The sequence below is a fragment of the Pantoea cypripedii genome (assembly GCF_011395035.1).
Taxonomy (GTDB): Bacteria; Pseudomonadota; Gammaproteobacteria; order Enterobacterales; family Enterobacteriaceae; genus Pantoea; species Pantoea cypripedii_A.
The window spans coordinates 1,359,562-1,376,910 of the sequence record NZ_CP024770.1 but is presented as its reverse complement, the minus strand read 5'-3'; the positions used below and the strand labels follow the sequence as shown (position 1 = coordinate 1,376,910).

The following is a 17,349-nucleotide window of genomic DNA, read 5'->3' as shown; positions in this document are numbered from 1 at the left end:
TTCATCAGACTCTGCGCCGTTGTACCAGATGCGCCAGCCCGGTACATAACAGGTAGTAAACCAGCCCGGTAAACACAAACAACGCTGCAGGATAAACCTGCACCCGATTGTTGACCTGACCTGCCAGTGTCGTCAGTTCAGGCACGTTGAGGATAAAGGCCAGCGAAGTATCTTTAATCAGGTTAATGCCGATGCCTGCCAGAGAGGGTTTGATATTGCGCAGCGTCTGCGGTAACAGGATATGCCACAACAGTTGCCTGTCTGAGAATCCCTGGCTCTGCGCCGCCTGGTGTTGACCCGAAGGTAACGCCTGCAATCCAGCTAACGTGCTATGCATCACCGAGGCAGCCGTGAACCAGGCCAGCGCCAGGGTCACGGTCAGTGCGCCCGGCATATCGCTACCGGTCAGCGCGGGCAGCAAATACCAAAGCCAGAAGATCACAAAGATCAGCGGGATGCCGCGAATAAGCTCAGCCCACAGAAACAACATTGAGCGTATCGCCCCACGGAATCGCCATGCGAGGCACGCCAGCGCCATACCGCCCGGGAATGCCAGCAGCGCGGCACCGATAGCCATCAGCAAGGTCAGTAGTACCCCGCCGGGTTCACCGTTGGCGAGGTTCCCCCACAGTAAATACCCCAGGTTATCGAGGATAACCTGTAAGCCGCCATTCATCGTTCATCTCCCATAAGACGACGTCCAGGTCCCAGCCATCCGAGGGCAAACCCCAGCAGCACACCGGTGACCAGATACAACACCGTTCCCACCGCGAAGGCTTCAAGCGCATGTGCGTTATAACTGTCAACCTGACGTACCTGATAGGTCAGTTCAGCAAAACCGATCCCGCTGGCGAGCGACGAGAGTTTCATCAAATTCAGGTATTGACCGGTTATCGGCTGCCAGGCATTCACCAACCCCTGCGGCAACAATATGCAGCGCAGCGCCATTGCTGCTGAAAATCCCTGACTGACCGCCGCTTCGCGCTGTCCGTCCGGTACGGCACTTAAACCGGCACTGATCTCCTCGACCAGAAAGGCGGAGATGAAGGCACCTAACCCCCACGCTGAGCACAGAAACTCAGGCGTCAGCCAACTGACGTCACCCGCTAACAAGGCGCCGGGATGGTCGGCATTGATCCAGTCGCGCCACAAGCGCGGCAACAGATTCCAGGCGGAAAAATACCAGAACAGGAACTGGACCAGAATCGGGGTATTGCGGAACAGGGAAACCCACAACGCCACGCCACGTACCGCCAGCGCATGACCGCTGAGACGCAGAAACAGCAACAGCACGGCCAGTGCCGTTGCCAGTAATGCGCCGATGACACTGACCCACAAGGTGGTCACATAACCATTCAGGATCCACTGTAATGGCTGCCCGCTGAGTACCCCTTGCCAGTCGAAATGCAGCTTCATGAGAAAAAATCCTGATGCAGGGGATCTAACACTTTTTTCAAAAAGCGCTGGGCCCGCGGATGGGTCGGCTGGCGGAAAAAATGCGCCGGGGATGCCACTTCGAGGATCTCCCCGCCATCAATAAACACCACCCGATCAGCAATCTCGCGTGCAAATTGCATCTCGTGCGTCACCACAATCATGGTAATGCCACTCTGTGCCAGTGATTTCATGACCTGCAACACTTCGCCAATCATCTCCGGGTCCAACGCGGATGTTGGCTCATCAAACAGAATGATTTGCGGTGACGATGCCAGTGCACGGGCAATCGCCACACGCTGTTGCTGACCACCCGATAACTGGGACGGAAGATGCGATGCTTTATCGGCCAGTCCGACATGGGCCAGCAACTCGTGGGCCCGCTGTTGTGCCGCCGCTTTTTTCCAGCCATGCACCACGTGGAGTGGCACGCTGATGTTGTGTAATGCAGTCAGATGCGCGTACAAATTAAATTGCTGGAAGACGAAGCCGATTCGACTGCGTAACTGGCGTAAACCTGCGCCCGACAAGCCTGCCGTGGGACGGTTATCGACAAAAATTTCACCCTCGCTAAGATTTTCCAGTTGGTTAATCAGACGAATCAGCGTCGATTTACCCGAGCCGGAAGGCCCGATGATCGCCACCACTTCGCCCGACTCAATATGCAAATCCACACCACTCAGTACCTGGCGGTCGCCGTAACGTTTACCGGCACGGCGAAAGGTGACACTGGCTTTCTGCAGATGTGAAAAATCCGCAGCCAGGGCCGCGGATACAGCTTTCATAAGGAACATAGACGTTTACTTCGCTTCAATCCTGAAGTTACGGGGTGAAGGTGCTGGCGTACCCGGACCAAACCAGGTGTTATAGATCTGCGCTGCCTGACCATTTTTCTCCAGCGCCAGCAACTCATCATTGACGGCTTTCAACAATGCGGGCTGGTCTTTCTTCACACCCACGCCGATTTCTTCTTTACTCAGCAGAGTCGGCAGTACTTTGAAATTGGCCTTGTCCGGTGCCGCCGCCAGCAGCCCGGCGAGAATGGTGCTGTCCTGAGTAATCGCCTGAACATTACCGTTGCGTAACGCCGTCAGCGCCAGCGGAATATCGTCATAGGCAAGGACTCTGGCCTGCGGATAACGTTGATGCAACGCCTGTTCACCAGTCGTGCCCTTCACCGCACCAATTCTCGCGTGGCTGTATTTATCCAGTTGGTCAGGTGATTTTGCCGGAACAAGGAACTGCTGGCCGGTCACAAAATAGGGGATGGAGAAATCGATAACCTGGGCGCGTTCCGGGGTAATGGTGATATCGGCGACAATCAAATCAGCCTTGCCAGATTGCAACAGCGGGATGCGGTTTGCCGGATTGGTGGCGACCAGTTTCAGTTTCACGCCCAGCGAGTTGGCGAGAGCTTTAGCGAAGTCCACATCGTAGCCCACCAGTTCATGACTTTTGGCGTCAATGGAACCGAACGGTGGGTTTGCATCGAAGGTTGCGACCTTGATTTCTCCGGCAGCTTTGATATCCGCTAACTGATCGGCACTGGCGGCAGCGGAAACTAACAGCGTGGTCAGGAACACAGTTGTTAATATTTTTTTCTTATGTGTTGCTTTTTGGTTTCTCATGAAAATCCTTTAAAATCAGTGCGTGTGTGTGCCTGTTACGCTCCCACATCCTTGCAGGGGAAACAAAGAATAAAAAAAACTTATGAAATATCTGAAATGAATAATCCTTCAGATTCAGCAAATACCAATGCGTCACTGATATCGCGGTGCCAAAAATTAATGAAACATTTGACCACACCGCCTCTGGCAGCCGCTCAGAAAGATTCCAGTCGCTGCAGAAGCAATGCCAGTAATATATCCAGCATCGGTGTTGCCACCTCTGTCACTCGCGCCAGCTGCTGGACAGCTATAAGTTGCCCTTCCACCTCTGGCGTCCTCCCTGTCAGCAGATCCTGTAGCATCGATGGCGCGTGCCTGCTGTGAGAAAAGCTCTGGATAATGTCACTCACGTCCTCTGGCAACGTTACGTTATGGGCCGCAGCTATCATCCCTGTTTCCATCAGGAGTTGCCGGAACAGCTGACGCAGCGTCGCGCTTTTCATCACATCGGCAGGAAGCGACATAGTCAGCGTAGTGAGCAATGAACTGGCGACATTTATGCGCAGTTTACGCCACACCTCGTAACGGATATCCGCAACAGCAATAACCGGCAATGCCGGTGCCAGGCTTTGTTCCAGCCTCAGCAGGCGTTCACTGAACCCGCCTTCAGGTTCACCGAGATAATAACGCGCTGAATTCCCTTCCTGTTTCACCACACCAGGAGCAATCACCTGACTCGGGCAATGAATGATGCAACCCAAAGTGCGCCTGACACCAATATGGCGGGCGATCACGCCATGCGTATCCAGACCCGGGGCGTTCTGCCCCTTGAAATACCACCACGGCAATCCATTTTGCGCGAATATCACCGGCGTATCTGGCCCCAGCAACAAACTCATCGCCTGAGCTGCCCCGGCAATAGCATGAGATTTTAACGTACAGATAACGACATCCTGCACACCGAAGTCCTTCGCATATTCGCTGGCCGTCACCCTGACGTTATCGCTTGTATTGTCCGCGATATATTCCAGTCCATTACGTCGCATCGCTTCCAGGTGAGCACCTCTGGCAATGACGCTCACCTGATGCCCTGCCCGTGCCAGCTTTGCTGCCATCACACTGCCCACAGCCCCGGCCCCGTAAATCGCGATGCGTGCCATATTTCCCGCCCAATTGATGATCGTTGAACGCGAGGGTAGATATCATTGGGAGAAGGGAAAAATGATTTAACCAGATAACTTAACTCTTAATACGCAATATGAAACTTATCATTAACAAAGCTGGTGGGATAAATCCTAACCACAGAATATAAAACGCGTCTCCTTCGCTATTAAAGTATATTCAACACCCACTTATAAAAATCACTAACAATTCCCTCAGAAAAATAAGAAGCCGGCCTGATTGTCATTACTCTAAATAGCGAATGCGGATTTACAATGCCGATATTGTTATTTATCTCACTTATTTCATCTTCGTTAGATTGGTTAATCGAAAAGTCAATAAATAAAAAACTCACCTGATTATCACTTCATCGTATAAGGAGCATTCCGCCTATGTCGCGGTTGTATAAATTAGTCATTGCCTCGCTGCTTCTGCTGGGGGCCACCACGGGCACAACATCGGCTGCGGACAGTGCTCCCACACCGGTCAGGGGTGGCACATTGATTGTCGCCATCGATCCTGAACCCAGTACTTTAACCGCCACCTTTAATAACCAATATGCCAACCGTACCATCTCCGCCAATATTTTTGATGGTCTGCTGACCTATGATGATAATTATCAACCCCACCCTAACCTGGCTGAATCATGGACAGTGTCACCGGATGGCAAATCGATCACATTTAAATTACGTCACGATGTAAAATGGCATGACGGTCAACCATTTACCTCGAAAGATGTGCGTTATTCTGCGCTGGAGGTGTGGAAGAAAGTGCATTCGCGTGGTCGTTCCACCTTTGCCACCCTCACTGATGTTGAAACCCCGGATGACTGGACAGCAATATTCCGTCTCAGCGCACCTTCACAGGTCATTCTGAATGCATTTGACGGTGCGGAATCACAGGTCTTACCGGCACATATTTTTGCGGGTAAGGATATCCGTACCAACCCCGCCAGCGCAGCCCCCATCGGCACTGGCCCGTTTAAATTCAGTAAGTGGGTGCGCGGCCAATATGTGGAACTGGTGCGTAACCCGGATTACTGGGACAAAGGGAAACCCTATCTCGATCGTATTATCTATCGTTTTATCCCCGATGCTTCGGCACGCAGCGCGGCTCTGGAATCTGGCGAAGTGCAGTACGTTCCTTTTGCCGGTATCCCGTTTGCGGATATCAGTCGCCTGAAGCAAAATCCTCAGCTGGCTTTTGACTCACGTGGTTATTCTTACGCGGCTCAAACCTATTTTCTTGCCTTCAACCTGCGCAATAAATATCTGGCACAGCAGAAAGTTCGCCAGGCGTTTGCCCATGCTATCGATCGTCAGCGCCTGATTGATACCGTCTGGTACGGGCAGAGCAAACCGGAATACAGCGTTATTCCCTCTTCACTGACTCGTTATTTTACTAACGACATCCCTCATTACGACTACGACATTGCCAAAGGCAACCAGTTGCTGGACGAAGCCGGTTTCAAAAAAGGTGCCGACGGATCGCGCTTTACCCTGCGCCTGTACAGTGATCCAGCGTCCAGCCAGGCGCTTCTGGTTGGCGAATTCCTGCGGCAGTCGTTAAGTAAACTTGGCATCACCCTTAAGTATATCCCACTGGATAACGCGACTTTCACCCGTCGGATTTACACCGATTATGATTTTGATGTGGTTTTCCAGGGGTGGGGCATCATGCTCGATCCGCAAATGGGTCTGACACGCGTTTATGACTCCAGCGCTCAACAGGCGGGTGTGCCTTACGCCAATGCCTTTGCCTATAGCAACCCGCAGATGGATGACATCATTCACCGCTATCAGCGCGAAGTGGACCCACAAAAACGCATTGAAGAATTCCATGAGTTCCAGCGTCTGGCGATGACCGACCTGCCGTTGATTCCCATCATGCAAGCCCCCTTCTTCACCGCCTATAACCGCAAGCTGCATGGGATTGATTTCTCGCCAGCGGGGGCACATTCCGGCTTCCGCAACGCCTGGCTTGCGCCTTAATCCACAGGAGAACCCTATGTCTGACTTAGCGCTTGAACCCGTATCCCGCAACAGTGTAAGCGATGCTGAATGGCAGGCGCGTATTGACCTTGCCGCCGCACACCATTTTTCGCATCGCAATGGATTTAGCCAGGGGATCTATAACCATCTGACGCTCGCCGTCCCTGATGAACAGGCTTTTTTGCTGCTGCCGTTTGGCCTGCACTGGACTGAGGCCACCGCCAGCGTGTTTCTCAAAGTGGGGTATGACGGCCAGTTGCTGGCCGGAGGTGGGCAGATCCAACGTTCGGCTTACTGTATCCATGCGCCGATTCATGCTTTTTCGCCAAAGCATGCTGCGGTATTTCACACCCACATGCCCTACGCCAGTGCTATCGCACGCCTGGCGGATCAGCGGCTATTAATTACCGGTCAGGCTGAGGCTCTGCTCAGTGACGATATCGCCTATGACAATGACTACCAGGCGCTGGCGCGCGATCCGTTGGAAGGTGAACGGCTGGCGGATTTACTGCAACTGAAATCGATTTTGTTTATGGCTAATCACGGCGTGGTTGTGACCGGTGAAGATGCTGCTGAGGCGTGGGACCGGCTGTATGCCCTCGAATATGCCTGCCAGGTTCAGCTTTACGCCCGCTGGACCGGAGAGCCATTGCGCGAGCTGACACCCGCACTGCGCGAAAAGGTGCGCCATCAGATTACGCGCACGCCGTTGCATGATGCCGCTACCAGCCGCTATTTGCCGGGCCATGCCCTGCATTTCAACGCCCTTAAACGTCTGCTTGATCGTGACGGCGTCACGTATCGCGACTAACCCACCGGAGATAAGATGACGACCATTAACGAACACAACGGCCATTTTGATTTTGCCGTGGTGACACGCGACACTTCAGCCAGCACGGTGGTGGCTGCCGCAAAGTCTCTGACTCCCGCGCTGGCTGCCGGAGCATCGGAACGTGATTTACAGCGTATTTTGCCGCATGAGGAGATGGAATGGGTGCGTAAAGCGGGCATTACCGCTGCACGTGTGCCACAGAAATGGCAAGGGCCGGAGCTGGCGTGGCGCGATCTTGCCAGAGTGATGATCGCCCTGGCAGAAGGTGATCCTAATATCGCCCAGGCACTGATCCCCCACTTCACCTCGGTAGAACGCCTGCGCCTGAATGGAGATGAGCAACAACAAAATCGCTATTTTCATGGCTTGCGTCACGGCGACATCATCAGCGGTGCCACGGGTGAGTTAGGCGGCAAGTTTGTCACCGACATGACCACCCGGCTGATAGCCACAGACCAGGGGCTGCGGCTGCGTGGCAAAAAATTTTACAGTACCGGCGGCCTGATGGCTGATCGCCTGCGCGTCACGGCCAAAGATGACGATGGTAATACCGTCTCAGCGCTCATCCCGCGTCAGCGTGAGGGGATTGTTCAGCATGACGACTGGGACGGTATGGGGCAACGCCTCACCGCCAGTGGAACCACCGAGTTTAACGATGTGCTGGTCAGCCCGGATGAAGTGATGTTCTACAGCAGCGCGTTAAACAAGCGGCGTAATTACCAGCCAGCCGCCACCCAAATGCTGCATTCCACCATTGAGGTCGGCATCACCTTTGCGGTATTGCAGGATGCGATTGCCTGGGCGCATCGAGGTGCCCGCCCACGTCCAGACTCGGGTGTGGAGCGCTCCACCGATGACTGGTATGTGCAACATATCATCGGCAACATCGCCGCTCATGCGCACGCAGCGGAAGCCATTCTGTTGCGTGCAGCGGGGAAAGTCGATGAGGCCACCCGTGCCTGGTATGCCCAGGTGGAAGGTCCGGCACTGGAAGCGGCATTGATTGAGGCCTCAATTGCCACAGCAGAAGCCAAAATCATCTGTAACAGCGCTGCGCTGCGCGCGGGAGAGCTGATTTACGATGTCGGTGGTTCCTCCGCCACACTTCGCAATAACAACTTTGATCGTCACTGGCGTAATGCACGCACCCATACGACACACGACCCAATCAACCATCGTTATCGGGTGGTAGGCCGCTTTTATCTCGACCAGACTCCTCCTCCCATCACCATGTATGACTAACCGGAAACATAATATGAGCAGCTCACGCCCTGCCCAGATGCATCTGGGCGCTTTTTTGCAGGATGCAGGTCATCATATTGCCGCGTGGCGTCACCCTGAGGCACCGGTGGGTGCCGGAATGAACTTTGATCATTTCCATCATCTGGCACGCCGCGCAGAAGCCGCGAAGTTTGACATGGTGTTTCTCGGTGACCAGATGACGTTTCAGTATGAAGAAGATGAGACGCTGGGCAGAACCTCGCGCACCGTTAACTTTGAACCCCTGACGTTACTGTCCGCACTGGCTACCGCGACACAACGCATTGGCTTGATCGCCACCGCGTCCACCAGCTACAACGAACCGTATAACGTGGCACGTAAGTTTTCCTCACTGGATCACATCAGTAAAGGTCGCGCAGGCTGGAATATCGTCACCAGCTGGACGGGGGGTGAAGCGCGTAATTTCAACCGGGCAGAAGTGATGGATCATGGCCTGCGTTATCGTCGCGCCCAGGAGTTTGTCGAGGTCGTGAAAGGCCTGTGGGACACCTGGGACGCCGATGCCTTACTGGACGATCGTCAGCAGGGAAAATTCTTTGACCCACAGCGTTTGCATATTCTCGATCATCAGGGCGAATTCTTCCAGGTTCGAGGTCCACTGACTATCGCCCGTGCTCCGCAGGGCTGGCCCGTGCTGGTGCAGGCTGGCTCGTCGGCAGATGGGCAATCCCTTGCCGCCCGTCATGCTGAGGTGATTTTCACTGCCCAGCGCAATCTGGCAGATGCACAGCATTTCTATCGCACTGTCAAAGATCAGCTGGAACAATGGGGACGCCAGCCCGATAGCCTGAAAATTATGCCCGGTATTTTTCCCGTGGTTGGGGATAACGCAGCCCATGCCCGGGAAAAGTTCGAACGTTTGCAGGCACTGGTCAGCCCGGAAATCGGTTGGCCAGTGCTGGCGCGCCATCTGGGCGGTTTTGATCTCTCGGGTTATTCCCCGGATGACCCGGTCCCTGAACTGCCGTTAACCCAGGGCAATCAGAGCCGCCAGGCTCTGCTGCTGAAATTTGCCCGTGAAGAGAATCTGACCATTCGCCAGCTTTACTGGCACGTCACCGGGACACGCGGTCACTGGGCCGTGTTTGGCAGCGCCGAAGAGATTGCCGATGTGCTGGAAGAGTGGTTCACTGCCGGGGCGGCAGATGGCTTCAATATTATGGCCCCGTGGCTGCCGGGGGGGCTGGAAGAGTTTATTGACCAGGTCGTGCCAGTGTTGCAACGGCGCGGGTTGTTTCGCACTGACTATCAAGGCACCACGCTGCGTGACCATCTTGGCCTGGCGAATCCCGAACGTGAGGTGCAAGGATGAGTCGCCAGTTGCACCTCGGCGTATTTGTGGAAACCACAGGCCGTCATCTGGCCGGGTGGCGACATCCGGATGTTGATCCGCATGCCCCAATGCGCTTCGACCATTACCGCAGGCTGATTGAAATCGCCGAACGCGGGCTATTTGACCTGTTTTTTCTGGCCGATGGGCTGGCCGTGCGCGACCGCGCTGCGGAAAAACTCGGTCGGACCCCGAAGGCGCATTTTGAACCACTGACGTTACTGTCGGCACTCAGCCCATTGACCCACCATATTGGCTTGATCGCCACAGCATCCACCACCTTCAATGAACCCTGGCATCTGGCACGAAAATTCGCCTCGCTGGATCATCTCAGCAATGGTCGTGCAGGATGGAATATCGTGACCTCATCGAGCCAGGCGGAAGCGGATAACTTCTCCATCCCCACCATTCCCACGCCTGAGCTGCGTTATCAGCGTGCTACCGAGTTTGTCGAACTGGTGCGGGCACTCTGGGATAGCTGGGACGATGACGCCATCGTTGCCGATCAGCAGGAAGGCCGCTATTTCCTGCCCGATCGGCTGCATACCGTTGAACATCAGGGAGAATTTTTCCGCGTGCGAGGCCCCCTCACCGTTTCACGACCGCCGCAGGGCCACCCTCTGCTGGTACAGGCGGGATCGTCTACGCAAGGCATTGCCCTTGGCGCGCGCTACGGCGAAGTCATTTACACCGCGCAAACGACGTTAAGTGATGCCCAGGCATTTTACTCTCTTATCAAGGGATTGGCTGAAGAAGCCGGACGGCCCCAGGATGCCCTGCGCATTCTGCCTGGTTTGTTCCCGGTGGTTGCACCGAGTCGCAGTGAAGCGGAAGAGAAATTCGAACAACTGCAATCATTACTCCATCCTGAAGTTGGGCTGGCACAGCTGGAACATCATCTCGGCGGTGTGTCGCTGGCAGGTCACGATATTGACGGCCCGCTACCTGAACTCCCACCCGGTAAAGAGTTTACCAGCAGGGCCGAGTTGCTGATTAAAATTGCTCGTCGCGACCAGCTCAGCATCCGACAGCTGTATCAGCAGGTCGGTGTCGCACGTGGTCACCCGCTGCTGATCGGCACCCCAGCGGATATCGCGGACTTTATGGTCAGCTGGTTTGAAGAAGGCGGTGCCGATGGCTTTAACATTATGCCGGGATGGCTGCCTGGTGGTTTAGATGATTTTGTTTCGCTGGTAGTACCCGAACTGCAACGGCGTGGCGTGTACCGCACAGCTTATCAGGGAAACACCTTACGCGAGCGTATGGGACTGGCGCGTCCGGTGAGTCGTTATACGAAGGAGAATATTACGTGACTACGCAGATACCCATTTTAACCGCAGATGAGGCTATCCGGATTGCCGGGAATTTCCGCGAGCAATTCGCTGCCAGCAGTAATCACCGTGATCGCCAACGCCTGCTGCCGTTTGATGAAATCGAGCAGTTAAAGCGTAGTGGCCTGTTGGCGATCCGCGTACCAAAAGCTTTCGGTGGTGCCGAACTGGATTTCATCACCTTCTGCCAGGTGCTGCGCTTGTTGTCAGCGGGCGATCCTAATATCGCCCAGGCGATAGCGCCGCAATTTACCAACCTGGAGAAACTGCGCCTGTATGGTTCCCACGCACAACAGCAGCGCTATTTTTCCCAGGTACTGTCAGGCAGCCTGATGAGCAATGCCGCCGCCGAGAAAGGCGGTAATCATATCGGTGATGTGCAAACCGCCCTGCACCGTACCCCACAGGGCTGGCGTCTTCAGGGAAAAAAAGCGTACAGCACCGGAAGTCTTTATTCGTCGATCATTTTAGTGACGGCGCTGCATCCTGATGGCGGACGTGCGGCGGTATTTGTTCCCAACGATCGCCCCGGCGTGCACGTACGTGATGACTGGGATGGAATGGGACAACGCACCACGGCCAGTGGTACAACCGAATATGAGGATGTAGCGATTGCAGATGAGGAGATTCTGCCCATCCCGGCTTTTGGTCAGCGTCGTACCCATGAAGGCGGGTTCGCTCAGTTGATCCACAGCGCCATTGATGCCGGGATCGCCGAAGCAGCGCTGGCAGAAGGTTGCCGCTATGGTCGTGAGCATGCACGCGTGTTGCGCGAGAGCGGTGTGTCCTCCGCAACCGAAGATCCTTACGTCCTGCACACGGTGGGTGAAATGGCGATTATTACCCACGGCGCTCAGGCACTGCTGGAACGTGGCGCACACCTGCTTGATCGCGCAGTACCTGGTAGTTTCTCCGCCACCGGGGCTACGGATCGCTGGCTGGCAGAAGCGTCGATTGCCATTGCTGAAGCCAAATACGCCACGACCAACGCGTCGTTGCAGGTCAGCGAGATGCTGTTCCGGCTGGGCGGAGCCTCCGCGACAACCGCCGCCCACAACCTTGACCGCCACTGGCGCAATGCACGCACCCATACCACTCATGACCCCGTGTCCTATAAGGCGCGCGCCGTGGGTGATTTTTATCTCAACGGCGCTTTGCCGCCCATCAATACCAAAATATAAGGTCGGACAGATATGGATTTGCAACTCAGCAACAAGGTGGTGGTGGTTACCGGCGGGAGCAAGGGAATCGGGCTGGCCGTTGCACAGCGATTTCTTGATGAGGGAGCCAAAGTTATCCTGGTATCCCGTAATGCGCAAAATCTCGCCGCAGCACGTCAAATCCTCAATGCCGGGGATGAACGGCTGCATACGCTGAGCGCCGACCTGCGCGACGCCGCACAAGCTAACGATGTCATTGAAGCGGCGGCCGCCAGATGGGGCGAAATTGATGTCCTGGTCAACAGCGCCGGGGATGCTCAACGCCGTGCCCCGGAGGAACTGGATAGCGCCGCCTGGCATGCGGCCATGGAGGCCAAGTATTTCACCTATATCCACACCCAGGATGCGGTGCTGGCACGCTGGCGTCGGCGTGATATTGAGGGTGAACGGGGAGCCATCGTCAATATCGTCGGGACGGGAGGTCGGGTGCCCAACCCTTCTCATGCCGCGGGGGGTGCCGCCAATGCCGCTTTGCTGCTTTCTACGCTGGCGCTGGCCCAGCACTACGCCCGGTATGGCATCCGCATCAATGCCGTGAACCCAGGTTTTACGCTTACTGACCGGATCCATCGTTCCATTGAGCATGAAGCTAAACGGCTGCAACTGACGCCGGATGAAGCACTAGCGCGTATGGAAGCGGAACTGCCACTGGGGCGGTTTGGTCAGCCAGAAGAGATTGCCGATGCAGTGCTGTTTCTTGCCAGCCCGAGGGCCAGTTATATCGTTGGTGCGCTGCTGAACGTAGACGGTGGACAGAAAGCAATTTTATAAGATGGTGGCGCGATTTTATCGCGCCTTGTTTATCAGGCTGCTGGCTGCTCTCGACGGGGCTGAAAATACGCCGCCTCGATCAGATTGCGCGTATAAGGATGATCCGGTTCCGCCAGCAATAACGTGGCTTCACCCTGCTCAACCACCTCACCGTCCCGCATCACCAGAATATGATGTGCCATCGCCGCTACCACCGCCACATCATGCGTGATAATCAGATAACTCAGCCCGCGATCACGCTGTAGCTGCTGTAACAGCTGAACCACCTGTTTTTGCACGGTGACGTCGAGTGCACTGGTTGGCTCATCCAGCACCAGGACATCTGGCTCGATAATCAGGGCGCGGGCAATGGCAATACGCTGACGTTGCCCACCGGAAAACTCATGGGGGTGACGTTGTAACAAATGAGGGAATTGCGGTTCCGTCAGTCCCACTTCCGCCAGCAGCGCGAGGATCCGTTGACGGCGTTGTTCCGCGGACAGCCGGGGATAATGCAGCTTCAATCCTTCCCCGATAATCTGCTCGATGGTCAGCCGGGGCGACAACGACGAGTACGGGTCCTGAAACACCGCCTGTACTTTGCGCCGCTGTGTCTGATGGGCTGTTTTACCGGCCTTGCGTGCAGCCTGCCAGGATGTGCCATCCACCAGCAGCGCGCCCTGATGTTTCACTAACCCCAGAACGGCATTGGCCAGCGACGTCTTACCGGAACCGGATTCGCCGATAATGCCGACCGTCTGCCCCTGCAATAAATCCAGGCTGGCTTGTTTGACGGCGGTGTGCCAGCCGGGGGAAAACCAGTTGCGCACACCTTTTAACGTGCGTGGGTAACGAATTTCCACCTCGCGGGCATGCAGACGTACCGCAGGAGCATTTTTAGCGACATGGCCGGACAGACGCTCCGGGCGGCTGCTCAGCAGCTTGCGGGTATATGGATGAGCGGGCGAATTGAAGAGTCGTTCGGTTGGTGCATCTTCAACAATCTCACCTTTCTCCATCACCAGTACCCGATCGGCGAAGCGTCGTACAAGATGCAGGTCATGGCTGATGAGCAGAACCGCCATGCCATTACGTTGCTGTAAATCAGCGAGCAAATCGAGGATTTGCAGCCGTAAGGTCGCGTCCAGGGCCGTGGTGGGTTCATCCGCCAACAGCAAACGCGGTTCTCCGGCCAGCGCCATGGCAATCATCACGCGCTGGCGCTGACCACCGGACAGCTGATGCGGCCAGGCATGGGCGCGCTGCGCCGGTTGGGGAATCCCGGTATCAGCAAGGCGCGCTATCGCCTGTTGCCAGGCATCGCGGCGGCTCAGTTGGTGATGCAGGCGATAGACTTCAGCAATCTGTTCACCGACGGTTTTCAGCGGATTGAGCGCCGTCATCGGCTCCTGAAAGATCATCGCGATATCGCGCCCGCTCAGGGTACGCACCTCTTTTTCTGGCAACGCGAAGAGATTGCGCCCGGCAAACTGCGCTTCGCCGCTAATTTGTGCCCCTGGAATCAGACGCAGCAGGCTCATGGCGCTCAGGCTTTTGCCTGAACCTGATTCTCCCACCAGCGCGACTTTCTCGTTAGGTCGCAGCGTGAATGAAATACCGTTAACCAACAGTTTGTCACGGATACTGATGCGAAGATCCCGTACTTCTAACAGACTCATGGTTGTTCTCCTGCTTAATCAATGCGCCAGCGCGCAATGGCTTGTTTATCCAGGTCCACCCCCCAACCCGTTCCCTCGCCGATCTTCAGTTCACCATGGGTTATCGCCAGGGGTTGACTGACTACATCCCCCATTAATTCGTGGGTGACGCTGCTGGTAAAGGGCGAAGTGATCAGGGGGGCAGCCCATGCGGTAGCCAGATGCGCAACCGCGAGCGTTGCAATGCTGGTCGCAGGATGATTACCAGCGCGTACCTGCCATCCGGCGGCACTGGCAATCTGCCACAGCTGACGGCTGTGCCAGATACCCCCATTTTTGGCGGTTTTGGTATGTACCCCCTGGGCCAGGCGTTGTGGAATGGCGTGCAACAGGTCTGCCGGGGTGGTGATGCTTTCATCCAGCAGCAGCGGAATCGACGTTCTTCGAGCCAAATCCGCCAGACCGCTCCAGTCATGGCTTGCCAGCAGCTGCTCTGCCGCTTCTATCTGATAAGGTTCAATAGCCTGTAACAACCGCAGGGCATCACTGAAGGTCAATCCGGCATTGGCATCGATGAGGATCTGCACCTCATCACCCAGGGTTTTACGCAGAGCAGCCACCGCCTGAATATCACGACTGATAGATCGCCCGACTTTCAGGCTGAAATGGCGGTAGCCCTGCTGATAGCGCAGCTCCGCTTCCTCCAGCGTCTCAGCCAGCTTTTCACGCAGGGTCAGTACCGCCCCGGTGGCAACTGAGGCGCGCGCCCGGCCGCCAAGCAGTGCCCATACAGGCAGGTTGAGCAACCTTCCCTGCGCATCATAAAGCGCATCGAGCAGCGCGGCTTTGGCGGCGTACCGTCCCGACAATCGCCGGTCAAAACGCTCAGCCAGTGAAGCAATATCGAAGACTGACTGGCCGATCATCAATGGGATCAGTAGCGATTGCATGGCATCGACTAATCCTGCGAGGGTTTCGTTACTCCCCTGACGATGCCAGGCCTGAGTTTCGCCTAAGCCGACGACCCCTGCCTCGGTTTGCAGGCTGACGATCACTACATCAACACTTTGCCGTGTTTCACCGGCAGCAATGTCATACGTGGATTTCAACGGAATACGCAACGGCCAGAGAGTGACACTACGAATCAGCGCATCGCGATTCATGGCAATACGCCTTCAGTCTGTGTCACTGGCAACAAACGGCGAAAGCCGTGCTGACCGTCATGATCGACAGCATCCGGGAGACTGGCTTCCCAGGCAAGGTATTGCGCCGAGGCATCCAGATTGCCGCTGTGTCGATCGTGTAACCAGAAGAGATAATCAATGCGCTCAGCCTCTGTTAAAGCCAGCTTCTGATCGTCAAAGGCCCAGCCCGCAGCCCGCCAGTCATTCTCATCGCCCTCTACCACCCGCGCATGAAATCCGTAACGGGTGTTCAGATCCCAGGCCACAGCCCAGGCGAGTGAGGATTGTTTTGCGAAAACCCAAACTGTATGTTCTTTTGGCAGCGTTGCCACCTGCTGCGCCAACACCGCCCGGTTTACCCAGCGGCTACCCGCGATCACAGGTTCAGCCAGATTTTTGCTGCGATCGGCAATCAAAAGAGTATCCCCAGGTTGGTACTGGCGACGGGCAGCCGTGGCAGTGAGCGCACTGACTTGTGGGAACAGGCCTGGTAAATCCGGGGGAACGGTCACCGGCGGTTTCAGCAACCCGGCATCGATCCATATGCTGACGTCCCAACCTAACTGATACAGCCACCAGGCAGCCATCTGTGCCCGGCTTTGTTGCGGATCAAACAGCACCAACCTGGCACCACGCGTCCCGACATATTCATCCAGCGTCTGGATCAACTGCCCGGCGGGAACCCATACCGCACCGGGTACCGTCCCCTGCAAATACTCTTCACGGCTACGTACATCAAAAACATAGGTGGTGCGTGAGGGATCCTGTGGCAATGTCTGGCTGTTAATTTGACCGATAGCGGGATGCTGCAAAACTGCAGTTTCCACTGGAGGATTTTTTGGCGTCCAGAACTGTGCGTCTTTAAACGTGAGTGGCAAACGCGCAATACGCCAGGCCTGAGTACCGCCTGCCAGTGCCAGCACCGGATTTTTGATCCCGGCATCAATCAGCGACTGGGCACCAATGATACCGCGTGTTCGCCCGGCGCAGGTGATGACGACAGGAAGTGACGCGGCTGCCGCATAATCCTGCACCCAGGGGATAAGTTCCCCATTAGGGCAGTTGATGGCACCGGGGATATGGAACTGATGAAACTCCTTCGGGGTGCGCCCGTCCAGCAGCACATGAGGATAGCTCTGCTGCTGCCACCCGGATAAGGTTTCAGCGCTCAGGGTTGGTGTATGTGCTTCCCGTTCAATCCATTCTGAAAATGCTTTACTGGGCACATTGACGCCCTGGAACAACAAGAATCCAGCGCTTTCCCACCCCTGAATCCCTCCCTCTGCAACGCGGATCTCCTGATAACCCAGCTGCTTTAAACGTTGCGCTGCGGTCGTGGCACGCCCATCATCCGTAGCATCCTGCACAATGATCAGGGTATGACGTCGTGGGATTAACTGCCCCACTCTGATCTCCAGTTCACTCCATGGCAGATTAACCGCCAGCAGGGCATGGCCATTGCCGTATTCACCGGCTTCACGAATATCAATGAACGCCACCTCTGCACCACTGGCGAGTTGCTGACGAATAGCCTGAGGGCTGATGGTGGCAAATCCAGCTTGGGACATCG

The 17,349-nt window shown here is 55.7% G+C and carries 15 protein-coding genes; 7 read left to right on the top strand and 8 right to left on the bottom strand.

Annotated elements, in window-relative coordinates:
* Window positions 1–4: 4 nt before the first annotated feature.
* The 5 genes from CUN67_RS29710 to CUN67_RS29690 all read right to left on the bottom strand — a co-directional run bounded on the left by CUN67_RS29710 (window position 5) and on the right by CUN67_RS29690 (window position 4,201).
* Window positions 5–676: an amino acid ABC transporter permease gene (locus CUN67_RS29710; protein ID WP_208719270.1), complete on the bottom strand. Its 672-nt coding sequence runs from the start codon at window positions 674–676 to the stop codon at window positions 5–7.
* On the bottom strand, window positions 673–1,416 hold the full coding sequence (locus CUN67_RS29705) for an amino acid ABC transporter permease (protein ID WP_208719268.1): 744 nt from the start codon (window positions 1,414–1,416) through the stop codon (window positions 673–675). The genes CUN67_RS29710 and CUN67_RS29705 overlap by 4 nt, the downstream gene beginning before the upstream one ends.
* A complete protein-coding gene (locus CUN67_RS29700) occupies window positions 1,413–2,228 on the bottom strand; it encodes an amino acid ABC transporter ATP-binding protein (protein ID WP_208719266.1) in 816 nt (271 codons plus the stop codon). Before CUN67_RS29700 ends, CUN67_RS29705 begins: the two co-directional genes overlap by 4 nt.
* A 6-nt stretch (window positions 2,229–2,234) precedes the next feature.
* Window positions 2,235–3,062: an ABC transporter substrate-binding protein gene (locus CUN67_RS29695; protein ID WP_208719264.1), complete on the bottom strand. Its 828-nt coding sequence runs from the start codon at window positions 3,060–3,062 to the stop codon at window positions 2,235–2,237.
* Between the two features lie 194 nt (window positions 3,063–3,256).
* The gene (locus CUN67_RS29690) at window positions 3,257–4,201 is read right to left on the bottom strand and encodes a ketopantoate reductase family protein (RefSeq protein WP_208719262.1); all 945 of its coding nucleotides are present in this window, start codon (window positions 4,199–4,201) and stop codon (window positions 3,257–3,259) included.
* Window positions 4,202–4,594: 393 nt separating this feature from the next.
* Between CUN67_RS29690 and CUN67_RS29685 the strand changes: the two genes are divergently transcribed.
* The 7 genes from CUN67_RS29685 to CUN67_RS29655 are packed head-to-tail and all read left to right on the top strand — an operon-like array spanning window position 4,595 to window position 12,958.
* A complete protein-coding gene (locus CUN67_RS29685) occupies window positions 4,595–6,193 on the top strand; it encodes an ABC transporter substrate-binding protein (protein WP_208719260.1) in 1,599 nt (532 codons plus the stop codon).
* Window positions 6,194–6,209: 16 nt separating this feature from the next.
* A complete protein-coding gene (locus CUN67_RS29680) occupies window positions 6,210–7,004 on the top strand; it encodes a class II aldolase/adducin family protein (RefSeq protein ID WP_208719258.1) in 795 nt (264 codons plus the stop codon).
* A gap of 15 nt (window positions 7,005–7,019) precedes the next feature.
* Entirely contained in the window at window positions 7,020–8,267 is a 1,248-nt protein-coding gene (locus tag CUN67_RS29675) for an acyl-CoA dehydrogenase family protein (protein WP_208719256.1), read from the top strand.
* A 13-nt stretch (window positions 8,268–8,280) separates the two neighbouring features.
* Entirely contained in the window at window positions 8,281–9,618 is a 1,338-nt protein-coding gene (locus CUN67_RS29670; protein ID WP_208719254.1) for an LLM class flavin-dependent oxidoreductase, read from the top strand.
* The gene (locus CUN67_RS29665; protein ID WP_208719252.1) at window positions 9,615–10,949 is read left to right on the top strand and encodes an LLM class flavin-dependent oxidoreductase; all 1,335 of its coding nucleotides are present in this window, start codon (window positions 9,615–9,617) and stop codon (window positions 10,947–10,949) included. Before CUN67_RS29670 ends, CUN67_RS29665 begins: the two co-directional genes overlap by 4 nt.
* A complete protein-coding gene (locus CUN67_RS29660) occupies window positions 10,946–12,148 on the top strand; it encodes an SfnB family sulfur acquisition oxidoreductase (RefSeq protein WP_208719250.1) in 1,203 nt (400 codons plus the stop codon). Before CUN67_RS29665 ends, CUN67_RS29660 begins: the two co-directional genes overlap by 4 nt.
* Window positions 12,149–12,160: 12 nt before the next feature.
* Entirely contained in the window at window positions 12,161–12,958 is a 798-nt protein-coding gene (locus CUN67_RS29655; protein ID WP_208719248.1) for an SDR family oxidoreductase, read from the top strand.
* Between the two features lie 32 nt (window positions 12,959–12,990).
* Here CUN67_RS29655 and CUN67_RS29650 read toward each other — a convergent pair whose 3' ends face one another.
* From CUN67_RS29650 to CUN67_RS29640, 3 genes are read right to left on the bottom strand one after another with little or no spacing between them, the layout of a single operon-like run.
* Window positions 12,991–14,616, bottom strand: a complete 1,626-nt coding sequence (locus CUN67_RS29650) for an ABC transporter ATP-binding protein (protein ID WP_208719246.1) — start codon at window positions 14,614–14,616, stop codon at window positions 12,991–12,993.
* Between the two features lie 14 nt (window positions 14,617–14,630).
* The gene (locus CUN67_RS29645) at window positions 14,631–15,758 is read right to left on the bottom strand and encodes a mandelate racemase/muconate lactonizing enzyme family protein (RefSeq protein WP_208719244.1); all 1,128 of its coding nucleotides are present in this window, start codon (window positions 15,756–15,758) and stop codon (window positions 14,631–14,633) included.
* Window positions 15,755–17,347 carry a rhodanese-like domain-containing protein gene (locus CUN67_RS29640; protein WP_208719242.1) on the bottom strand — a complete coding sequence of 531 codons (1,593 nt, stop codon included), beginning with the start codon at window positions 17,345–17,347 and terminating at the stop codon, window positions 15,755–15,757. The genes CUN67_RS29645 and CUN67_RS29640 overlap by 4 nt, the downstream gene beginning before the upstream one ends.
* Window positions 17,348–17,349: the final 2 nt, after the last annotated feature.

Excerpts from the sequence above, each read along its gene's own strand:
- CUN67_RS29710 (WP_208719270.1), bottom strand. The coding sequence starts at position 676 with ATGAATGGCGGCTTACAGGTTATCCTCGATAACCTGGGGTATTTACTG.
- CUN67_RS29705 (WP_208719268.1), bottom strand. The coding sequence starts at position 1,416 with ATGAAGCTGCATTTCGACTGGCAAGGGGTACTCAGCGGGCAGCCATTA.
- CUN67_RS29700 (WP_208719266.1), bottom strand. The coding sequence starts at position 2,228 with ATGTTCCTTATGAAAGCTGTATCCGCGGCCCTGGCTGCGGATTTTTCA.
- CUN67_RS29695 (WP_208719264.1), bottom strand. The coding sequence starts at position 3,062 with ATGAGAAACCAAAAAGCAACACATAAGAAAAAAATATTAACAACTGTG.
- CUN67_RS29690 (WP_208719262.1), bottom strand. The coding sequence starts at position 4,201 with ATGGCACGCATCGCGATTTACGGGGCCGGGGCTGTGGGCAGTGTGATG.
- CUN67_RS29685 (WP_208719260.1), top strand. The coding sequence starts at position 4,595 with ATGTCGCGGTTGTATAAATTAGTCATTGCCTCGCTGCTTCTGCTGGGG.
- CUN67_RS29680 (WP_208719258.1), top strand. The coding sequence starts at position 6,210 with ATGTCTGACTTAGCGCTTGAACCCGTATCCCGCAACAGTGTAAGCGAT.
- CUN67_RS29675 (WP_208719256.1), top strand. The coding sequence starts at position 7,020 with ATGACGACCATTAACGAACACAACGGCCATTTTGATTTTGCCGTGGTG.
- CUN67_RS29670 (WP_208719254.1), top strand. The coding sequence starts at position 8,281 with ATGAGCAGCTCACGCCCTGCCCAGATGCATCTGGGCGCTTTTTTGCAG.
- CUN67_RS29665 (WP_208719252.1), top strand. The coding sequence starts at position 9,615 with ATGAGTCGCCAGTTGCACCTCGGCGTATTTGTGGAAACCACAGGCCGT.
- CUN67_RS29655 (WP_208719248.1), top strand. The coding sequence starts at position 12,161 with ATGGATTTGCAACTCAGCAACAAGGTGGTGGTGGTTACCGGCGGGAGC.
- CUN67_RS29650 (WP_208719246.1), bottom strand. The coding sequence starts at position 14,616 with ATGAGTCTGTTAGAAGTACGGGATCTTCGCATCAGTATCCGTGACAAA.
- CUN67_RS29645 (WP_208719244.1), bottom strand. The coding sequence starts at position 15,758 with ATGAATCGCGATGCGCTGATTCGTAGTGTCACTCTCTGGCCGTTGCGT.
- CUN67_RS29640 (WP_208719242.1), bottom strand. The coding sequence starts at position 17,347 with ATGTCCCAAGCTGGATTTGCCACCATCAGCCCTCAGGCTATTCGTCAG.